The 19029-nt window shown below is 67.2% G+C and carries 14 protein-coding genes; 9 read left to right on the plus strand and 5 right to left on the minus strand.

All coding sequences use genetic code 11. The features are described 5' to 3' along the window. The first annotated feature begins 113 nt into the window (after window positions 1–113). Together AB0H00_RS19440 and AB0H00_RS19445 are read left to right on the plus strand one after the other, a co-directional pair. On the plus strand, window positions 114–1307 hold the full coding sequence (locus AB0H00_RS19440; RefSeq protein ID WP_357267949.1) for a zinc-dependent alcohol dehydrogenase: 1194 nt from the start codon (window positions 114–116) through the stop codon (window positions 1305–1307). A 153-nt stretch (window positions 1308–1460) separates the two neighbouring features. Further along, window positions 1461–6026: a cation-translocating P-type ATPase gene (locus AB0H00_RS19445; protein ID WP_357267951.1), complete on the plus strand. Its 4566-nt coding sequence runs from the start codon at window positions 1461–1463 to the stop codon at window positions 6024–6026. 42 nt (window positions 6027–6068) lie between these two features. On the opposite strand, the gene AB0H00_RS19450 is transcribed toward AB0H00_RS19445, so the two are convergent. Then, the gene (locus tag AB0H00_RS19450; RefSeq protein ID WP_357267953.1) at window positions 6069–6299 is read right to left on the minus strand and encodes a DUF6480 family protein; all 231 of its coding nucleotides are present in this window, start codon (window positions 6297–6299) and stop codon (window positions 6069–6071) included. A 337-nt stretch (window positions 6300–6636) separates the two neighbouring features. Between AB0H00_RS19450 and AB0H00_RS19455 the strand changes: the two genes are divergently transcribed. From AB0H00_RS19455 to AB0H00_RS19465, 3 genes are all read left to right on the plus strand, one after another. Further along, window positions 6637–6882 carry a DUF3237 family protein gene (locus AB0H00_RS19455; protein WP_357267955.1) on the plus strand — a complete coding sequence of 82 codons (246 nt, stop codon included), beginning with the start codon at window positions 6637–6639 and terminating at the stop codon, window positions 6880–6882. Window positions 6883–6952: 70 nt separating this feature from the next. Continuing rightward, window positions 6953–7732: a helix-turn-helix transcriptional regulator gene (locus tag AB0H00_RS19460; protein ID WP_357267957.1), complete on the plus strand. Its 780-nt coding sequence runs from the start codon at window positions 6953–6955 to the stop codon at window positions 7730–7732. Continuing rightward, window positions 7729–8694 (plus strand): fructosamine kinase family protein, encoded by a 966-nt coding sequence (locus AB0H00_RS19465; protein ID WP_357267959.1) that lies wholly within the window; start codon window positions 7729–7731, stop codon window positions 8692–8694. Before AB0H00_RS19460 ends, AB0H00_RS19465 begins: the two co-directional genes overlap by 4 nt. Window positions 8695–8853: 159 nt before the next feature. On the opposite strand, the gene AB0H00_RS19470 is transcribed toward AB0H00_RS19465, so the two are convergent. Both AB0H00_RS19470 and AB0H00_RS19475 read right to left on the minus strand, forming a co-directional pair. Next, entirely contained in the window at window positions 8854–9729 is an 876-nt protein-coding gene (locus AB0H00_RS19470; protein WP_357267961.1) for a TIGR03619 family F420-dependent LLM class oxidoreductase, read from the minus strand. A 185-nt stretch (window positions 9730–9914) separates the two neighbouring features. Further along, on the minus strand, window positions 9915–10055 hold the full coding sequence (locus AB0H00_RS19475) for a hypothetical protein (protein ID WP_357267963.1): 141 nt from the start codon (window positions 10053–10055) through the stop codon (window positions 9915–9917). A 165-nt stretch (window positions 10056–10220) separates the two neighbouring features. Here AB0H00_RS19475 and AB0H00_RS19480 point away from each other — a divergent pair, with 165 nt between their 5' ends. Continuing rightward, the gene (locus AB0H00_RS19480; protein WP_357267965.1) at window positions 10221–10553 is read left to right on the plus strand and encodes a hypothetical protein; all 333 of its coding nucleotides are present in this window, start codon (window positions 10221–10223) and stop codon (window positions 10551–10553) included. Between the two features lie 162 nt (window positions 10554–10715). On the opposite strand, the gene AB0H00_RS19485 is transcribed toward AB0H00_RS19480, so the two are convergent. Then, window positions 10716–11351: a TetR/AcrR family transcriptional regulator gene (locus tag AB0H00_RS19485; RefSeq protein WP_357268147.1), complete on the minus strand. Its 636-nt coding sequence runs from the start codon at window positions 11349–11351 to the stop codon at window positions 10716–10718. A 232-nt stretch (window positions 11352–11583) separates the two neighbouring features. Between AB0H00_RS19485 and AB0H00_RS19490 the strand changes: the two genes are divergently transcribed. From AB0H00_RS19490 to AB0H00_RS19500, 3 genes are read left to right on the plus strand one after another with little or no spacing between them, the layout of a single operon-like run. After that, a complete protein-coding gene (locus AB0H00_RS19490; protein ID WP_357267966.1) occupies window positions 11584–12387 on the plus strand; it encodes an SDR family NAD(P)-dependent oxidoreductase in 804 nt (267 codons plus the stop codon). 43 nt (window positions 12388–12430) lie between these two features. Beyond that, a complete protein-coding gene (locus AB0H00_RS19495; RefSeq protein ID WP_357267968.1) occupies window positions 12431–13558 on the plus strand; it encodes a DUF5938 domain-containing protein in 1128 nt (375 codons plus the stop codon). 37 nt (window positions 13559–13595) lie between these two features. Continuing rightward, window positions 13596–15125 (plus strand): long-chain fatty acid--CoA ligase, encoded by a 1530-nt coding sequence (locus AB0H00_RS19500; protein ID WP_357267970.1) that lies wholly within the window; start codon window positions 13596–13598, stop codon window positions 15123–15125. A gap of 204 nt (window positions 15126–15329) precedes the next feature. Here AB0H00_RS19500 and AB0H00_RS19505 read toward each other — a convergent pair whose 3' ends face one another. Beyond that, entirely contained in the window at window positions 15330–18683 is a 3354-nt protein-coding gene (locus AB0H00_RS19505) for a protein kinase (protein WP_357267972.1), read from the minus strand. Window positions 18684–19029: the final 346 nt, after the last annotated feature.

Here is a 19029-nt window from a genome sequence, read left to right on the forward strand (position 1 = left end):
GACCTCCGTGCCAACCCGGTGGGCCCCTCCGGCAGACCCGAGCGGCTCGTTTCGAGCGCGGGCGCCCGGGTAGGTCGGGAACGTACTCAATCCCTCGACCGAGGAGCACACGCATGAAGGCTGTGACATGGCAGGGACGACGCAAGGTCGCGGTGGAGTCGGTGCCGGATCCCCGGATAGAGGAGCCGACCGACGCGATTATCGAGGTCACCTCCTCCGGGATCTGCGGATCGGATCTACACCTGTACGAAATACTCGGGGCCTACATGAGCAGTGGCGATGTGCTAGGTCATGAGCCGATGGGCTACGTGGTCGAGACCGGATCGGCCGTCACCGGCCTGGAGCGCGGTGACCGGGTGGTGGTGCCGTTCCAGATCAGCTGCGGTGACTGCTTCATGTGCCGCACCGGTCTGCCGACCCAGTGCGAGACCACGCAGGTGCGCGAATACGGAAGCGGTGCAGCGTTGTTCGGGTATTCCAAGCTCTATGGGCATGTGCCGGGCGGGCAGGCCGAATACTTGCGGGTACCCCACGCCGATGCCACACACATCAAGGTGCCCCAGGGACCCGATGACGCACGGTTCCTCTACCTGTCCGACGTGTTGCCGACGGCGTGGCAGGCGGTGGAATACGCCTCGGTGCCGCCGGGCGGCTCGGTAGCGGTCCTCGGTCTCGGCCCGATCGGGGATATGGCCTGCCGCGTTGCCGCGCACCGAGGATTCCGCGTGATCGGCGTCGATCGGGTGCCGGAACGGCTCGCGCGGGTTGCGGACCGCGGCATCGAGGTGATCGACTTCAGCGCGGTCGGCCAGCCGGTCGGCGACATCATCCGGGAGTGGACCGACGGTCGCGGCACCGACGCGGTGATCGATGCGGTCGGCATGGAGGCTCACGGATCGCCGATCGCCTCGATCGCACAGCGGTCGGCCGCGTTCCTGCCGGATCCGGTGGCACAGAAAGTGATGGACACCGCGGGGATCGACCGTCTCGCGGCATTGAACTCCGCGATCGACATCGTTCGTCGTGGCGGCACGATCTCGGTGGTCGGCGTCTACGGCGGGATGGCCGACCCGATCCCGATGCGGGTGTTGTTCGACAAGCAGGTTCAATTGCGGATGGGCCAGGCGAATGTCAAACGGTGGGTCGATGACATCCTGCCGTTGCTCGGGGACGGAGACCCGCTCGGTGTGGAAACTTTTGCCACCCACCGCCTTCCGCTGTCCGCGGCGCCGGAGGCCTACGCGAACTTCCAGCACAAGTCGGATGGGGCGGTGAAGATCGTGCTCGAACCCAGTGCCTCGAGCTGATCTGTCGTCTCCGCCGAGAAACCGACCTGGAATCGGGTTCTGGACCGTATCTTTCGACGGCTGTTTGTGGAATGCGCCCCGGGGTAGCTGCCAAGTATGGGCTTTTCACTACGCGGAGTTGTCTCGTCATGGTGGTTGGAGGAGCCGACAGCCGTGGCGACGGGGGCGGTACGCACCGGCGCGCTGCTCGGCCTCGCGCTGACCGCCAAGGCCGCGCAGGCGCCGCTGTACGCTGTCGAAGCAGGCGCGCGGGCGAGCGCGTCACTGCTGGACCTGGGGCGCGAGGTCGATCTGCGGGAAGAGGTCGCGGCGCTGGTCGATCCGCATACACGCCGGTCCCGCCGCCGGGTGGAGGTGCACGAGGATCGCGCGACGGTGGAGGTGCGCGGCCTGGACTCAGGCAAGAGCCGGGCCGTCGGGCGGGCGCTGCGGAAGCAGTTGAATCGACGAGGCGCCGTGCGCTGGTGGCGGGTGAACGCGGTGACCGGGCGTGTGGTCGCCGCGCTCGCGCACGGCTCCGCGGACCTGCCCGACCTGTTGGCGGCGATCGAGTCGGTGGAGGCCGACGCCGCGGTCACGGACCTGGACTGGAGCCGCGCCGCCGAATACCCCGCCGATCGAGAGCCGCTGGTGGCGGCAGGGATCCAGGTCGCGGGCGATGTGTGCGCGATCGGGCTGTGCGTCGCGGGGGCGGTGCTGCCGTTGCGCCGCCCGGCGAGGGCGTTGCGCGCGGCGGCGGCGTTCACCGATACCCAGCCGCGTGTGCGTGGTCTGCTGGAGGAGCGGCTCGGCCGTGCCCGGACCGATCTGTTGCTCAGCACGGCCAACGCCGTCGGCAACGCTCTCGGCAACAGCGCCGCCGAAGGGACAGCCAATCTGATCGTCGACACCGTGCAGCGAAGCATGATGCTGGCGGAGGCGTTGGCCAGGTACGCGCAATGGCGGCTCTGGGAGGCCGACATGGGCAGTCGCCCCGCAGAGGTCTCCGAGCCACTGCCCGCACACTCCCGCGTGGTGGAGATGCCGCGGGGACCGGTCGAACGAGTAGCGGACGAGGCGGCCGCGGGCTCGCTGGTCGGCGCGGTGACCACCGTACTCGGCGGACGCGGCCTCGCCGACGCGGCGGACGTGCTGGAATTGGGTGCGCCGAAGGCGGCGCGGGCGAGCCGGGAGGCCTACAGCGCAGCGGTGTCGGTCCGGTTGGCTCGGGCGGGCGTGCTCACGCTGCACCCGGTGATCTGGCGGCGGCTGGATCGGGTGTCGGCGCTGGTAGTAGATGGGGAGTCGCTGCTTACCTCGCGCAGGGTCGTGCTCGACGCCGAAGCGACCGACGAGGAGTGGTCGGTCGCCGACGTCTGGAGTGCGGGCCAGCGCCTGCTGCGGGCCCCGGCCGCCGACGACACCACCGGCGGTGACTCGAGGCCGTCGCCGGCCGACACTGCCGGTCGCCGCTCCTCGCGCAGCGGTCGCACACTGCGACTGGTGCACGCCGGTACCGGAAAACCCGACCGAGGTGGGACGGTGCGCCCCGTGTGGCGGGACCTGCACGCGAACGGCAGACCGGTCGGGCGGGTCATGATCGGACGAGAACTCGACCGGCGAGCGCACGCGGTACTCGGCGAAGCACGCGGCGCAGGCCTGCGCGTGATCCTGGTCGCGAGTGCGGACGCAGCCGAGTTGCGTTCGGTGACAGACGAATTCGTCGCCCCGGGTCGCTCACTGAGCAAGCGGGTGCACGACTTGCAGCGCGACGGTCACGTGGTCGCCGTACTGAGCCCCCGTGCGCACAAGGCGCTCGCGTCGGCCGATGTGGCGATCGGGCTCGCGCGCCGGGAAAATGGTGCGCCGCAAGTGCCGTGGACGGCCGACGCGGTCTGCCGTGACTTGAGCCAGGTGCATCGAGTTCTGGCCACCATTGTTCCGGCCCGGCAGGTGAGCGAGCGCGGCCGCTCGTTGGCCCTGTCGGCGGCCGCTCTCGGCGGTCTGCTGCTGGCCGTCGCGCCCTCGCGCCGCGGCCGGACCTCGCCCGTGACCGCCGCGCACTACACCGGCCTGCTGACCGGCGCGTACAGCGGATGGCGGGCGGCGCGCAGCGGCCCGCAAGCCACGCTAGCGCCGCTGCTGCCCTGGCATGCGCTCGAACCCCACGAAGTGCTGAGCCGATTGCCCGAGCCGAGCCCGCCGGACGACCGTGCCGAGCCCGCACCATCGGCCCCTTTCCCGGGTTTCACCGCGTTTACGTCCGCAGCGTCGTTCCTCGGTCATCTGCGCCGTGAACTGGCCGATCCGCTCACCCCTATCCTCGGGGTCGGCGCGGTCGCCACCGCGATCCTCGGCGCGCCGTCGGATGCGGTGCTGCTGTCTTCGGTGCTCGCGGTGAACGCGGTGGTCTCCGCTCGGCAGCGCCAGCGCGCGGAGGGCGCGCTGCACCGGCTGTTCGAGGGAGAGCAACTCACCGGCCGCCTGATCGATCGCGCCGCGACGCACGAGGACGATCCCCACGAACGCATCGTGCCCGCGGACCTGCTCACCATCGGGGACGTCCTGGTGGTGCGTCCAGGGGATGTGGTTCCCGCCGATGCGCGTCTGCTCCGCGCGGACGACTTGGAGATGGACGAATCCGGCCTGACCGGTGAATCGGTCACCGTCGAGAAACAGCTCGCCGCCACGCCCGGCGCGGTGCTGGGTGAACGCGCCTGCATGGTCTTCGAAGGCAGCACCGTGGTCAACGGCACCGGCTGCGCGGTTGTCGTGGCCGTCGGCGCCGAAACCCAGGCCGGGCGTGCCACCGCAGGCGCCATTCCACCCGAAAAGGGCGGTGTGCAAGCGCAATTGCGGCGACTGACCGACCGCGCGTTGCCGATGACATTGACCGGCGGCGGCATCGTCACCGCGTTGGGAGTGCTTCGGGGCAGGGTGCTGCGAACCGCGATCGCGGACGGGGTAGCGGTAGCGGTCGCGGCGGTGCCAGAGGGTTTACCGCTGGTGGCCACGGTGGCTCAGCTAGCGGCGGCGCGCCGACTTTCCCGGCACGGCGTGCTGGTCCGCGCCAGCCGGACCGTCGAGGCGCTGGGCCGGGTCGACACCCTCTGCTTCGACAAGACCGGCACGCTCACCGAAGGGCGGCTGCGTCTGACCACGGTCGCCGACCTGGAGGGGCGGTGGTCCCCGGACGCCGACACCGACGACGCCCGTCGACTGCTGCGCGCGGCGGCCCGTGCCTGTCCCGATCCCGCCGAAGGCCCGGTCGTGCACGCCACCGACCGCGCGGTGCTGGACGCCGCCGACGATGTCCTCGACGACGACGCCCGCCGCTGGGATCCGATCGAGGAGATCCCCTTCGAGTCCAACCGCGGGTACGCCGCCGTCCTCGGCCACACCACGCGCAAGCTGCGACTGATCGTGAAGGGCGCACCCGAGGTGGTCCTGCGGCGCTGCACCCGGGTGCGGCTGCGCGGCACGGACAGCGCACCGCTCGACGACCGGACACGCGATCGCGCCGAGCGGGCGGTTCGTGATCTCGCCGAGCAGGGTCTGCGCGTGCTGGTGGTGGCGCGCCGCGACCTGCGCAGCGAACCCGATGACGTGGAGGGGATGGTCGGCAACCTCACGCTGCTCGGCTTCCTCGGACTTGCCGACACGCCCCGCCCGCAGACCCTTCCCCTCGTCGCCGCCTTGCAACGCAACGACATCAGCGTCCGCATGATTACCGGCGACCACCCGGTGACAGCCGCGGCGGTCGCCAGGCAACTCGGCATCGCGGCGGGCGAGGTGATCACCGGCGCCGATCTGGATGGTCTGGACGACACCGCGCAGGCGGAGCTGATCGAACGCGGCACCGTCTTCGCCCGGGTCGGCCCCGAACAGAAGGTACGGATCGTGGCGGCGCTTCGACACGCGGGCCACGTGGTCGGCATGACGGGCGACGGCAGCAACGACGCCGCCGCGATCCGCACCGCCGACGTCGGAATCGGTGTCGCCGCCCAGGGTTCAGCCGCCGCACGCAATGCCGCCGACTTGGTACTCACCCGCCCCGACCCGCTGGCTCTATTGCATGCGCTGCTGGAGGGTCGCGGCATGTGGCAGCGGGTCACCGACGCCGTCGGTGTCCTGGTCGGCGGCAACGCGGGCGAGGTAGCGTTCACGCTCTACGGCACCGCCCTGAGCGGACAGGCACCGCTGCGAACCCGCCAGTTCCTGCTGGTGAACTTGCTGACCGATATGTTCCCCGCCCTTGCACTCGCGCTGTCTCGGGACCGAGACTCGGTCGATCCGGGTGACGCGGACAATCCGCCGGCACAGGCGCAGCGGCTGGCCGAACAGCTCGCCGAGATTCCCCCGGCGCACCTGGGCGCTGACCTGGTACGCGGCCTTGCCGTGCGGGGAGTCGCGACGACCGTCGGCGCTTCGGTCGCCTGGACCATCGGCCACTACACCGGCACTCGCCGCCGGGCCGCCACCATCGGCTTGGTCGCCCTCATCGGCACCCAGCTCGGACAGACATTGCTCTCCGGATACCGCAGCCCGCTGGTGTGGATCACGACCGCGGCCAGTGGAGCCGTGCTCGCCGCCGTGGTGATGACACCGGGGCTGGGCACGTACTTCGGATGCAGGCCTTTGGGGCCGGCGGGGTGGACAACGGCGATGACCTCCGCGGCGGCGGCCACCGCCGGCGCGGCGTTCCTGCCTCGGCTCCTGCCTACGCCGGTCGCGGACTAGGCCAGATCGCGGATCGGCGTGCTGATTCAAGGTCGGATCGGGTCACAGTATCGACACCGCGATGGCGACCGCGGCCACGAGAAAGACCAGAACCAGCACAGCGGTGAGAATCAGCGCCGCGATGCCGGTGATGGGGAAGTGATGTCTGGTGCTTGGCTCCGGCGCGGACAAACCCGAGGTCTGCGGTGTGTCCGGCGGTGTCGAGCCTGGCGGCACTCCGCCGCCGGGTTCCAGGTCAGGAGTTTTCCCGGGATCGGGATCCATCGCGGACATGTGCGCCACCTATTCGCCGTCGTTTCCAGGTATTTCGGGTGAATCCGGTCGCTTGCCGAACCTTTTGCGATACAGAATCACCGCGCCGACCAGCACCGCGAGTCCGATTATCACCAACAGTTCCATGCCGGGGAGCTACCCAGTATCCGGAGCGCCAATCGAGCGGAAGCCCCGGCTCTCCAAGGGCGCGGACTTTTTCTGCGGCGAAGACGGAGTACCTGTTCGATAGGGTCGTCGACCTGAATCCGCAGCTGAACATCGGCCATGGTTCGTTCGGTCGGCGGGTTCTGTTCGGTTCGGCGGAGGGTCGTTCCAAGAACCGATCCTGCGCGGCGCAGTGTTGGCGGGTGGCGGCGACTGGGCACTGTTGCGTCCCGACGGAACGCTGATACTCGATGTCCGACTGACATTGCGGACCCACGACGACGCCTTGGTGCCCGCTCTTCGAGACAGGCGCGAAGCAGTACGCGTGGCTCAACGACATTGTCTGCGTCGGGTCGGGGTACCTGTCGAAGGCGGAATCGCGTACAGGGTCTCCCAGGTTGTTTGCTCTCTCGATTCCAGCGCGCATCGTTCCAGGTGATCATCGCCGCGCAGCTCCATTACCCGAGAGGTAATGGTCGAGGCCGCTTGTCGTTCGTAGGATCGACGGAGTGAGTAGCCCTACGGTCGGTGACCTACTGCGACATTGGCGTCTGGAGCGCAGGCTGAGCCAGCTGGAGTTGGCCGGGCGCTCCGACACCTCGGCACGGCATCTGAGCTTCATCGAGACCGGACGCGCCACGCCGAGTCGAACCATGATCGTGCACCTGTCCGAGCACCTGGAGATCCCGTTGCGCGAACGCAACCGCGTGCTGCTCGCCGCGGGCTACGCCCCCGCCTACGCGGAACCCGCTCTGGACACGGCCGCCATGGACGCGGTCCGTGGCGCCATGCGCCAGGTCCTGGCCGGGCATGAGCCCTTCCCGGCGCTGGCCATCGATCGGAACTGGACGATGATCGACGCGAACGGCGGCGTGGGACTGCTGCTCACGGGCATCGACCCGGCGCTGGCGACCCCGCCGGTGAACGCCCTGCGCCTGAGCCTGCATCCCGACGGGATGGCCGGCCGCATCACCAACCTCGCCGAATGGCGCGGCCACATTTTCGCCCGTCTGGCGCGGCAGGCCCAGATCACCGGTTCCGCGGAACTGGCCGATCTACTCGACGAGCTGCGCTGCTATCCCGGTGGCGAGGTCGAGCTATCCCTGCCTGAACCCGATCAGGCGGTCGTCCCGCTGCGGATCGAGCACGATGGGGCGGAGCTCTCGTTCCTCAGCGTCACGACGGTGTTCGGCACTCCGATGAACGTCACGGTCGCCGAACTGGCCATCGAGTCGTTCTTCCCCGCCGACGAGGACACCATGAAGCGTCTGACCGCGAACGCCCGATGAAGCTCTCCGAGCGTCTCGCCTCCCGCCTCGGCCCGGTCCGCCGCGTCACCGACCTCGGCTCGCGCCACGCATGGACGCTCCACCGGGCCGAATTGCTGGACGGCAGAACCGTTTTCGTCAAAGCCTCGGCGGCGTCGACGTCGGTTTTCGCAGCAGAGGCCGCTGGGCTTGTCTGGCTTGCCGATGCCGACCCTGGCGCTGAACGCCGGTCTGGCCCGGACGAGCCGGTGCTTGGTTCGACTTCGATCCACGACGGCGATCCGAGCGTTGCCGATTCCGGCAGTGCCCGTCCGAACACGACCGCGGAGCGCGGAACGATGCTCCTGCCGCAGGTGCTTGCCGCCGACGATCGGATGCTGGTGCTGCCCTGGCTGGCAGAAGCCGGGCCGACGCCCGCAGCCGCTGAGCGATTCGGGCGCGAACTCGCCGCACTGCACGCGAAGACGCCTGGACGGTTCGGTGCACCGTGGCCGGGCTGGATCGCGACGCTGCCACTGTCCAATACCCCGACGGCCGGACCATGGTCGCAGTGGTACGCCGAGCATCGCCTCGCACCGTATCTGCCCCGCGCGGCCGCGCACCTGGGCGAGGCCGGAGTCCGCCTGCTGGAGCGCGTCATCGACCGCATCGATGCTCTGGCCGGTCCGGCGGAACCCCCGGCGCGCATCCACGGTGACCTGTGGTCGGGCAACCTGCTGTGGACCGTCGAGCGCGTGCTGCTCGTCGACCCCGCGGCCCACGGTGGCCATCGGGAGACCGACCTCGCGATGCTCGCGCTCTTCGGCGCGCCGCACCTGGATCGCATCCTCGCCGCATATCACGAGACGTATCCGCTTGCGGAGAGGTGGCGAGCGCGCATTCCGCTGCACCAGTTGCATCCCTTGTTGGTGCACGTCGTGTTGTTCGGTGCGGACTACCGCATCCAGACTCTCGCGGCGGCCACGGCGGCCCTCGCCGAATAGCGCCGAGTCGGTCGGATGCGCCCAGGTGTTCGGGTATCCACGTGCGCGAGTGCGGTCGGCCATCCGTGTCGACGTGCTTATCCTGCCTAGACGGAGCAGTTTCGAGGTGGTCGATCTCCGCTCATCCCCGACGAACCGTTGCCGACGCTGTCTCAGTGCTCAGCCGTTGACCCGCGCGATGACCTTCTCCGCGAATCGGCAGAGGTTGGCGATCTTCGTGTCCAGCGGCTCGGTGTCCTGCTCGGTGGTGTAGGGCAGCCGGAACCCGACGATCACGTCGGTGACGCCCTTGTCCTCCAGACGTTTGATCCCGTCGACGGTGAATCCGTCCAGCGAGATGACATGCACCTCGAAGTCCTTGCGTGTTCCGTACTCGGCCCGCAGGGCGTCGAGTTCGACCAGCAGCCGGTCGAGTTCGGCGCCGTCGCCGCCCGCGTGCATCCATCCGTCGCCGCGCTGCGCTGCGCGGCGCAGCGCAGGCTTGCTGTGCCCGCCGATCAGGATCGGCAGCGGTTCGGTGGGCACCGGGCTGATCTTGATCGGCGGAATGTCGTAGAACGCGCCGTGGAATTCGAAGTAGCCGCCCGCCGACAGACCGCGCACGATGTCGACGCACTCGTCCATGCGTGCACCGCGCTTGTCGAACGGCACGCCCATGATCTCGAAATCGTCCGGCCACGGACTGATTCCGACGCCGAGCCCGAACCGGTTGCCGCTGAGCGCGGCGACCGAGGCGGCCTGCTTGGCCACCAGCACCGGGGGGCGGATCGGCAATTTCACCACGAACGGCGTGAAGCGCAACGTGGTCGTCACCGCCGCCATCGCCGCGCTCAGGACGAACGCCTCGATAAACGGCTTGTCTTCCAGAAACTCTCGGTTCCCGTCGGGAGTGTAGGGGTATTTCGCGTCCGATTCCTTCGGATAAGCCACGCTGTCCGCCACCGACATCGAGGTGTATCCCGCCTCTTCGGCGGCCTTGGCCAGTGGCAGGTAGTACGACGGGACGGTCATGGTCTCGGCATAAGTGAAACGCATGTCAGTCGCATTCCTGGTGCGTCGAGCGCGCCGTTCGGGCCCGGCGCGGTGCCCGCGAAACGAGCCCTCGCCGAGGCGGGATCCTGTGCACCGGCTGCCGGAGTTCGGCGTCTACTGCCATGGATTGGTGAAACCTTCCGGGATCAGGTGGTCGAAAATCGTCCTCATCTCCTCGGATAGCCGCATCAGTTCGACGTGCGAGCCGATCGGGCCGCCGTCGAGATACGCTCCAGCTGCTGGCCGCCCGCGTAGCCGAGCGCGACACTGATCGTGTAATTGGCCTGGTGCCCCGCGTAATTCGCACTCCTCCGGACCGAAGTGGACATCCGGAACGGTGAACCAGCTCGAGACACCGTACCGCTCGGTGAACACTCGCTGAGCTGCGGCGATATCCCGAACCGCCCGGCACAGCTGGAAGATCGGGCCATGTGCGATCATCGGCGTGCTCGGGTTCGACTCATGGGAACGCGCTATATCTTCGCCGGATCCAGTTGCGGATCGCCGGGCAACGAACCCGGGTTCAGGCGAGCCAGCACGGTCTGCATTTCACGCTCGATGACCGAGGCGACATGATCCAGGCCAGCGAGACGGAGCTCGGCGATTCGCTCACGTATCGCATCGATGCCGAATTCGACTGCGACATCTTCGAGCCCGAGGCGGTGACCGCGCCGTTCGGTTCCGTCGGCTGCCTGCCGTCTGTTCGGGGGCGACAACAGCATCCCGCTTGCCTCCTCGGACTCTCCGCGATTTCTCTCTACTGGACCCGCTCCAGTCTAGGGATGGTGTTCATGCATCTGCAAGAACATCCGGGAGGAACGCCCTGACGGGAACCCTTTCCGACTCAGCGAGGTGGTTTGCCCGTCAACCTCTGTCAGCTGGGTATCGTTCATTCCGGCTTCGGCGGCCGCAGGGTGTGCGCGTGCGCGTCGACTGCCGCGAGGCCCGACAGGGCGATGGTGGTGATAAGACGTTGGTCGGGCGGCACGTCAGTCGCAGATGGTGAGCCGGTCCAGTAGTTGTTCCACGTTGGCGTGGAGATCTGTTGCGGCGTTGGGTTCGCCGCCGAGTTTGCGGAGCAGCGCTTGCTGGAACATGCCGTCGAAGACTGCGTAGGCGATGCCAGGGGATACGGCGGGAGTGGTGTCGGCGAGTTCGGTGTAGCGACTGACGACGCGCCAGATCATGTCTTCACGGCGCTGGTCGATCTCGAGCACGTCGTCGCGGAAGGACTGCTCGAACAGGCTCTGGTTGCGCAGGTCGTACCAGAGCCGGTGGAGGTGGGCGTCGGTATCGAGGGTGGCGGCCATGGCTGCGGCGAAGCCGTCGCGCAGTTCTTCGGAAGTCTGTGCGGCGTCGACGACTTCGTCGTAACGCGTCACGCAGAGGACCTCGTATTGGCGGACAGCGTGGGTGATGAGGTCATTCTTGTCGCTGAAGTAGTAGTGCAGCACGCCGTGGGAGAACTCGGAGTTCTGTGCGATCTCCCGCAGGCTGGTGCGGGCATAGCCGAGTTCGGCGAGGGTGTGCAACGCCGTGGCGGCCAGCTGGGCCCGGCGCTCGCCGAACTTGTCGACCCGGCGGCGTGATATCCGCTCGCGGCTCGTCTCGACGATCTCGGTCACCGTGGACTTCTTCCCGTCTTCTCGCCCGCTGTCTGCGGGCACGCTTGCAGTTTATCGCGAGGTCGGCGCAGTCGCGCCGCGATGTTTTGACAGTCGTCAAGAAAAATCTTGACGACTGTCAAAATCTCTATAGGCTGTGATCCACGTCGCACTCTTCGGCCGGTCCAAGCGCGGCACCGGGTGAGGGTGGCGGCAGTCGAAGTGGACGTTCACCCCGAGGAGGAGATGTCGGATGAGTGGGTATGACCTGGCCGGACGCAAGGCGTTGGTTACCGGTGGGGCGCGCGGGCTCGGGGCCGGGATGGCCGAGGCGCTGGCGCGTGCCGGTGCGGCCGTTGCCATCGGTGATGTCCAGGAAGACCTCGGGAAGGACACCGTCGAGTCGCTCCGCGGTTCCGGTGCCACCGCCGAGTTCGTTCCGCTGGACGTGACCGACGATGCCGCATGGGAGCAGGCCACAGCCCACGTCGTCGATACGCTCGGCGGGCTGGATATCGTAGTGAACAACGCGGGAATCGAGATCACCAGTCTTTTCGTCGATCTCGATCCCCGCGAGATTCGCCGCATGCTCGAGGTGAACGTGCTCGGCACCGCATTGGGCATCAAACATGCCTTCCGTGCGATGCGCCCGGGCGGTCCGGCGGGTCAGGGTGGGGCGATCGTCAATATCGCATCGGTCGCCGCGACCATCGCGTTTCCAGGCATTGCCGTGTACTCGGCGACGAAGTCGGGTGTCGATCGGCTCACGAGGGTCGCGGCCATGGAATCGGGCAAGCTGGGCTACGGCGTCCGCGTGAATTGTATTCATCCCGGGCTCGTCCCCACCGTGATGGGCAGTCGGCTTGCCCAGGACGTGGCGGACATCGGACTGTTCGGCAGTCCGGAGGAAGCGGTCGGCGCGGTAGTGGGACTGACTCCCCAGGGGCGGCTGGGCGAGGTTTCGGACATGGCCGATGCGGTGGTGTTCCTGGCTTCGGACGCCGCCCGCTTCATCACCGGAGTCGGCCTGCCGGTCGATGGCGGCATGGGCATGTGACCGCGGTCAGGCACACCGGCTAACACGAAAGGTTCGATATTCCATGAGCACTGACAAGCCCGTCATCGTCTACGGCGCCTCCGGCTACACCGGCCGGTTGGTGTGTGAATACCTGCGCGAGTTCAATGTCCCGTTCATCGCGGCTGGACGCGACAAGGTGCGCGTCCAGCAGGCAATGGACCAGCTCCCCGGAATCGAGACCGCCGACTACGAGGTGGTCGAGGTCGCACACGAGGTCGCCTCGCTGACCGAACTGTTCCGGGGAGCACGCGTCGTGTGCAATACGGTGGGGCCGTTCTCGCAGTATGGCCGGGAGGTTGTCGAGGCATGCCTCGATGTGGGATGCCATTACCTGGACACGACCGGCGAACAGGACTGGCTGATCGACTGCGACGAGAACTACGGCCGGCGGATGGCAGACCGGGAACTGCTACTGTCGCCGGGGCTTGCGCATATGTATACGACGGGTGAGATCGCCGCCAATATCTGCCTGGAGACCCCTGGCCTGGATACCCTCGATATCCAGGTGTTCTGGAAGGGCTTCCCAACCATCGCGTCGACGCGGACCATCCTGGTCAACGCGGCGCTGTCGAAGGCCTACTACCTGGAGCAGAACCAGTACGTGGAATGGCCCGCCGATGCCGGACTGTACGACGTGGTGGTGCCGGGGCAGCATCAAACCGAGCTGGCGCTGCCGTGGGGCGGCACGTCGCATCCGGTGTGGTTCAAACGCGACCCTCGGGTGGCCAACGTCAAAGTACTGGGTGGGGTCTTCAACCGGACGCTGATGCAGGGTGTACCACAAATCGTGGCGGGCGTCGTCGAACAGGTGAAGGATCTTTCGCGGGAACAGAAGTACAAGGTGCTCGCCGAGCATGCTGCGGGCGTGATGAACGAGATGCCGCCGCGAGAGAACCCGCGGATCAACACCTCCCTGGACTCGGTGTACGCGTCGGGTCCCTTGGGACGCGCACACTGCGTCATCTACGGCAATTGCAACTACAAGCAAACCGGCCTGTTACAGGCGTACGCGGCGTACACGCTGCTGCAAACTTCGCCAAAGCGTGCCGGTTTCGCTTCCGGTTGCCAGGCGTTCGGCCATCGTGAGCTGCTGGGTGTGCTGCGTGGTTTCGGACTTGTCATGGAGCCGGTCCTGACCGTGCACAGCTGACCCAGCCCCGGCTGTTTCGACGATACAAGGATCATTCGTGCGTTTGACCGACTACCTCGACAAGGGCGCCACACTCGGCGCGGCCGCACCCTGCCTGACTATGAACGGCCGGACACTGACCTACGGCGCGGTCCAGCGGCTTTCCTGGCAGGTCGCTCGCGCGCTGGCCCGGTCCGGGGTACGTCCCGGCGAGAAGGTGGCGATACTGTCGGCCAATAACGCGGTCGCGTTCGGTTGCGTTTTCGGTATCGCGCGGGCGGGGGCGGTGTGGTGCCCGATCAATCCCCGCAACGAGGCCCACGAAAACCGGGATCTGCTGGACCTTTTCGACTGCACGTGCTTGATCTTCCAGGATTCGTTCGCGCCGCTGGTCGCCACGATCATCGGCGACCTGCCGACACTGTTCACACTGATCAGTCTGGACGGCAGTGCGGTTTCCGATGCCGTCCCGTTCGACGAATGGATCCGCGGTGTCGGGGACGAGCCGTGGCAGGCCGACCCGATCGATGACATCGCCCTGCTGGTCGGTACCGGGGGAACAACCGGGCGCCCCAAGGGGGTGGTGCTGACCGGGCACAATGTCGAGACGATGTCGGCGCTGACGCTGATGAGTTACCCCTTCGAGGGCCGCCCGCGCTACCTCGCGCTGGCGCCGCTGACTCACGCGGCCGGGGTGCTGTGTTTCCCTGTTCTGGCGCTGGGTGGCGAGGTCGTCGTCATGCTCGCACCGGACCTGACGGAGTTCCTGTCGCTGGTGCCGCGGCACCGGATCACGCACACCTTCCTGCCCCCGACCCTGATCTACCTGCTGCTGGATCATCCTGCACTCACCACAGCCGATCTGAGCTCCCTGCAATGCCTGTGGTACGGCGCGGCACCCATGTCGGTGGCTCGTCTCGAAGAAGCCCTCGGACGGATCGGACCGGTGATGGCGCAACTGTTCGGGCAGTCCGAAGCGCCCATGATGATCTCGACTCTGGCGCCACGGCAACACTTCCGTGCCGACGGTTCCCTCGCCCGCGAACACCTGTCCTCGGTCGGACGGCCCACGCCGCTGACCCAAGTCGCGATCATGCACGACGACGGCACCCTGCTGCCCGCCGGGCAACGCGGCGAGATCGTCGTCCGGGGTCCCCTGGTCATGGCCGGGTACTACAAGAATCCCGAAGCCACCGCCGATGTGGGCAGATTCGGTTGGCACCACACCGGCGACATCGGCTACCTCGACGAGGACAACTACCTCTACATCGTCGACCGGGCAAAGGACATGATCATCACCGGCGGATTCAACGTCTACTCCGCGGAGGTCGAGCAGACGTTGCTGGCTCACCCGGCGGTACAGGATTGCGCAGTGATCGGACTCCCCGATCCGAAATGGGGCGAGCGGGTGACCGCGGTGATCCAGACCCGCGCCGGCCACAGTGCCACCTCCGATGATCTCCGGGCTTTCGTCAGAGACCGCCTCGGCAGCGTGAAAACTCCCAAGCAAGTCGAGATCTGGCCCGACCTGCCCCGCTCCAAGATCGGCAAAGTCCTCAAGACCGATATCAAAGCTCAGCTCGGCTGACCGGGAACTGTGGGCACCGGATCGGAAGTCGAGCGCGATTCCCCGCTCGTGACGTGGTGTCGCCAGGTCTTGTGAGTTGAGTTCACAGGAGGCCGCTCGCTGTTCGGGACGAGTCGGTGGTGGTGGCGTGGAGCCAGTCCTCGAGTCACCCGTCTTCGGCTGATTCCGTGCCCCCGTCGTTCACCATGGCCTGTATACGGGCGATCATGCCGATGCGGCGACGATGTCCGACATATGCGGGCCGGCATCCGTGACAAACTGGAGAAGTCCTTGTCGGGTGGCCAGCGAGAGTGCTGGGGCCAGTACGGTTTTCGCGTCGTCGATTCGATGTGCCTCCCAGAGGCAGCAGGCATACAGCAATTGTCCCTGTGCCAGGGCCCGTGGACGGGACTGGGTTTCGATCTCCCGCACCATGTGATCGGCTCGGGCGCACGCCTCTTCGATGCGGGTGGGGGAGTGTTCGGCTAACAGCAGCCGGATCGCGGAGTCCTGTTCGAGTTCGGCGATACCGGCTCGAATCCTGTTGTCCTGCTTGCGATACAGCCGCAAATGTGTGAGGTGGGTACGAACGTCATCCGGGATCGGCAGGCCGATGCGGATATGTTCATTGACGATTCGTGCGGCTAGGCGGGGCAGTGCTGCATCCTCGGCGATCCTCCCGCCCTCGGCGAGAAGCTTCTGGGCGAGGGAGAGATCACCGCGGAGCGCCGCGAGGCGCGCCCCGGTGCCGTAGGTGGCCGACAGGAAATCCACCGGTCCGCCCTGCCGGCCGAGTCTGGCACTGGAGTTCAACAGTTGTTCGGCTTCGGCGAGGCGTCCCTGTTCGTATCGCAGCGCCCCCAGCAGCGCGCCCGCCAAGATCGAGGAATGGGTTGGCGCGCCTGAGCGCCGCGCCATCGACACGGCATCCTCGAAATGTTCCTCGGCCCTGGTGATGTCGAGTTGTTCATAGGCAGCCAGACCTGCGACGCAGTAGTTGTGTGTCATGCCGAAGGTGCGACCGCGATGGTAGGGAGCCGCCCGCTGGTGCCATTGATGAGCTGCCGCGAAGTCGAACCGGTTCAACGCATCGGTGGCGGCCAGTGTGGCTGCGTTGTTCGCGACGAACGGCGCGGCTGGATCGTCGATATGTTCGGCCACCAGCTTCGGCAGGCCGTCGAAGCGGTCGGTCACGTACTCCTCGACACAGGTCACCAAGGCCGCCTCGACGCGTAGCGCGGTCACCTCCTCGGCTGGTACCGCACCGGAATCCAGTGCCGCGAAAACGTTCTTCAACGCAGTCCGAGTCCGCTGCCGGCGTTGCAGGCCGAGATTCGCCCACGCGACGCACAGCTGCAGTCGTGGCCGTGATTCGGTGAGGCTGCCGGGCAGTTTCGCCATCATCCCGAGGAAAGTGGCCATACGGGAACGCTCGATGAGGTCGAGGGCGCGGGCTTCGACCAGGTCCGCCGCACGCTGTGGATCACCGGCGGACATGGCGTGATCGACTGCGTCGGTGAGCATCTCATGTTCGGCGAACCAGGCGGACGCTCGCTGATGCAGTTGTGCGAGCCGGTCCGGGTCGGAGCGGACGAGCCTGCGCTGCAGGTACTCGGCGAAAAGGTGGTGGTAGCGAAACCATTCGTCATCCTCGTCCAGGCGGTAGAGGAACAGGTTGCGGTCGGCGACCTGTTCGAGCATTTCCTGGCTGTCGGCCCGATCGGAGAGGAGAGTGGCGAGGTCGGCGCGCACCTTGCCGGTGATCGAGGTCGAGAGCAGGAAGTCGAGCAGTTGTGGTTCGAGTGCGTCGAGAACGTTCTCGGCGAGGTATTCACCGATGACGTGGTGGCGGCCGGTGAGGCGATCGATGAACGCGGACGGATCGTTGCGGCCGCGCAGCGACAGGGATGCCAATTGGAGTGCGGCAGGCCATCCCTCGGTCGACTCCTGTAGACGGGTCACATCCGCGGCGCTCAGGAGCAGACCGTTGTCGATGAGGAAGGCAGTCGTTTCAGCAGCGTCGAAACGTAATGCGGTGACGTCGATCTCGACGAGTTCGTCGCGCACCAGCATCCGGGTGAGCGGCAGCCCGGCCCGGGTACGGCTGGCGACCACGACCCACAGGTGGTGGCAGCCGTGCTCTAGCAGAAACTCCAAAGCGGCACGGGTGGCGTCGCTGGTCACTCGATGCCAGTCGTCGATCACCAGCACCATTGCCTGGCCACTGTCATGGATTTCGTCGATCAGCGTACAGAGCACGTATCGCGTGGTGTCCGACGATCGTTCCTCGAGCACTGCACCCAGTTCGCGGGCGAGTTCCGGCCGCACGCGCCGGATCGCCTCCACCAGGTGGGCGAGGAACCAGACGGCGTTGTCGTCGTCGGAGTCGGCGGTCAGCCAAGCCATCGGCGCGCCGTCGGATTCCAGTCGGCGCCCCCACTGGAGGGCCAGCGTGGTCTTGCCGAAACCGGCCGGGCCATGGATCACCGTCAGTCGCCGTTGCTCGCCGTGGCGAAGGATGTCCAGGATGCGCGTGCGCTCGATCAGCGTCCGCGGTGTGCTCGGCGGCCGGAACTTCGTCGCGGCGATCGGCGGCACCGGTGGCGTCACCGAGCCAGGGGAGTAGGCAGGCAACACCGATAGTGCCGCCCTCCGCTCCATCTCGGCAACGGGTGTATCCGGCGGCACGGCCATGGCGTCGACGGCCTGCCCGCAGTTGCGTTGTACCTCCCGCAGTTGTTCGCCGAATTCGACCGCGGTGGTGGGGCGATCTGTGGGCTTGGCCGCCATCGCGGTCTCAACGGCCTCGCACACCGCATGCGGGATGCCGTAGGCGTGCAGGTCCGGAACCGATCCCGTGGCGATACGGGCGAGTTGGACTTCCAACTGTTCGCCGGTGCGCCGGGCGAACGCGGCACGTCCGGTGAGCAGACTGAACAATGTCGCGCCGAGGCCGTAGATGTCCGAGGCCGCGGTGGGCGCCGCGCCGCCGAGGACCTCGGGTGCCGTGAACGCGGGTGTGCCCTGGATGATCTGCAGGGACGAGGTCGTCGCCTCGCCGAATTGGGCGATACCGAAGTCCGCCAGGTGGGGTTCGCCATAATCGGTGAGCAAGATGTTGCCCGGCTTCAGGTCACGGTGCACGATGCCGATCGCGTGTGCGGCAGCAAGAGCCCCGGCCATCTTGACGCCCACCGAAAGCACCTCGGGCCAGCGCAGCGGGCCGGTCTTGTGGAGCACCTGTTCCAGCGAGCCGCGGGCGTGGTAGGGCATCACGATGTAGGGGCGGCCGGTGGGGGTGATGTCGGCCTGCAGCACCTGCAGGATGTGCGGGTGGCCGGACAAGCGCCCGAGTGCGCGTTGTTCGCGCACGAATTGCTCACGCTCGTCGCCGCGGACCTCCGACGTCAGGACCTTGACGGCGACGTGACGTTCCAGGGCGTACTGATAACAGCAGTAGACCACGCCGAATCCGCCGCGGCCGATCTCCCCGGCATCGCCGAGGCCGGCCGCCGCCAGTTCCACTGCGATACCGAGGGGCAGATCCCGTTGGGTCGCTAAGTCGTCGCATTCCGCCATCGCGCGCCCGCAGACATTGTCAGGTGGCCGGGCATCGGCGTAAGCCCGAGCCGGCAGTTCGGCCCTGCGAGGTCGTTGTCGAGCTGTCGAACCATGCGATCACCTCCGCGGCAGGACAAGCATTCCGAGCCGTCGACCAACGATAACCCCGGTATGGCCGCGGGGTAACCGCGGATGGCCCAGAGACGCGACTCGCTGTCGACGATTGCGCTGGTCCGTGCCGAAAGTAATCGGTCGATGTGACAAATCGCCGCTGGTCGATCTGGTCGTGGCAGCGGCGACCGCATGGAAGGGTAGTCCTCGGACCGGTCGCCTCGCCGGTGCTCGTCTTACTACTCGACCGTGT

Origin of the sequence: Nocardia sp. NPDC023852 (assembly GCF_040639505.1) — a bacterium.
Classification (GTDB): Bacteria; Actinomycetota; Actinomycetes; order Mycobacteriales; family Mycobacteriaceae; genus Nocardia.

Bases quoted from the DNA above. Each gene is read 5' to 3' on its own strand.
- AB0H00_RS19440 (WP_357267949.1), top strand. From the start codon at position 114: ATGAAGGCTGTGACATGGCAGGGACGACGCAAGGTCGCGGTGGAGTCG.
- AB0H00_RS19450 (WP_357267953.1), bottom strand. From the start codon at position 6,299: ATGTCCGCGATGGATCCCGATCCCGGGAAAACTCCTGACCTGGAACCC.
- AB0H00_RS19465 (WP_357267959.1), top strand. From the start codon at position 7,729: ATGAAGCTCTCCGAGCGTCTCGCCTCCCGCCTCGGCCCGGTCCGCCGC.
- AB0H00_RS19470 (WP_357267961.1), bottom strand. From the start codon at position 9,729: ATGCGTTTCACTTATGCCGAGACCATGACCGTCCCGTCGTACTACCTG.
- AB0H00_RS19475 (WP_357267963.1), bottom strand. From the start codon at position 10,055: ATGTCCACTTCGGTCCGGAGGAGTGCGAATTACGCGGGGCACCAGGCC.
- AB0H00_RS19490 (WP_357267966.1), top strand. From the start codon at position 11,584: ATGAGTGGGTATGACCTGGCCGGACGCAAGGCGTTGGTTACCGGTGGG.
- AB0H00_RS19495 (WP_357267968.1), top strand. From the start codon at position 12,431: ATGAGCACTGACAAGCCCGTCATCGTCTACGGCGCCTCCGGCTACACC.
- AB0H00_RS19505 (WP_357267972.1), bottom strand. From the start codon at position 18,683: ATGGCGGAATGCGACGACTTAGCGACCCAACGGGATCTGCCCCTCGGT.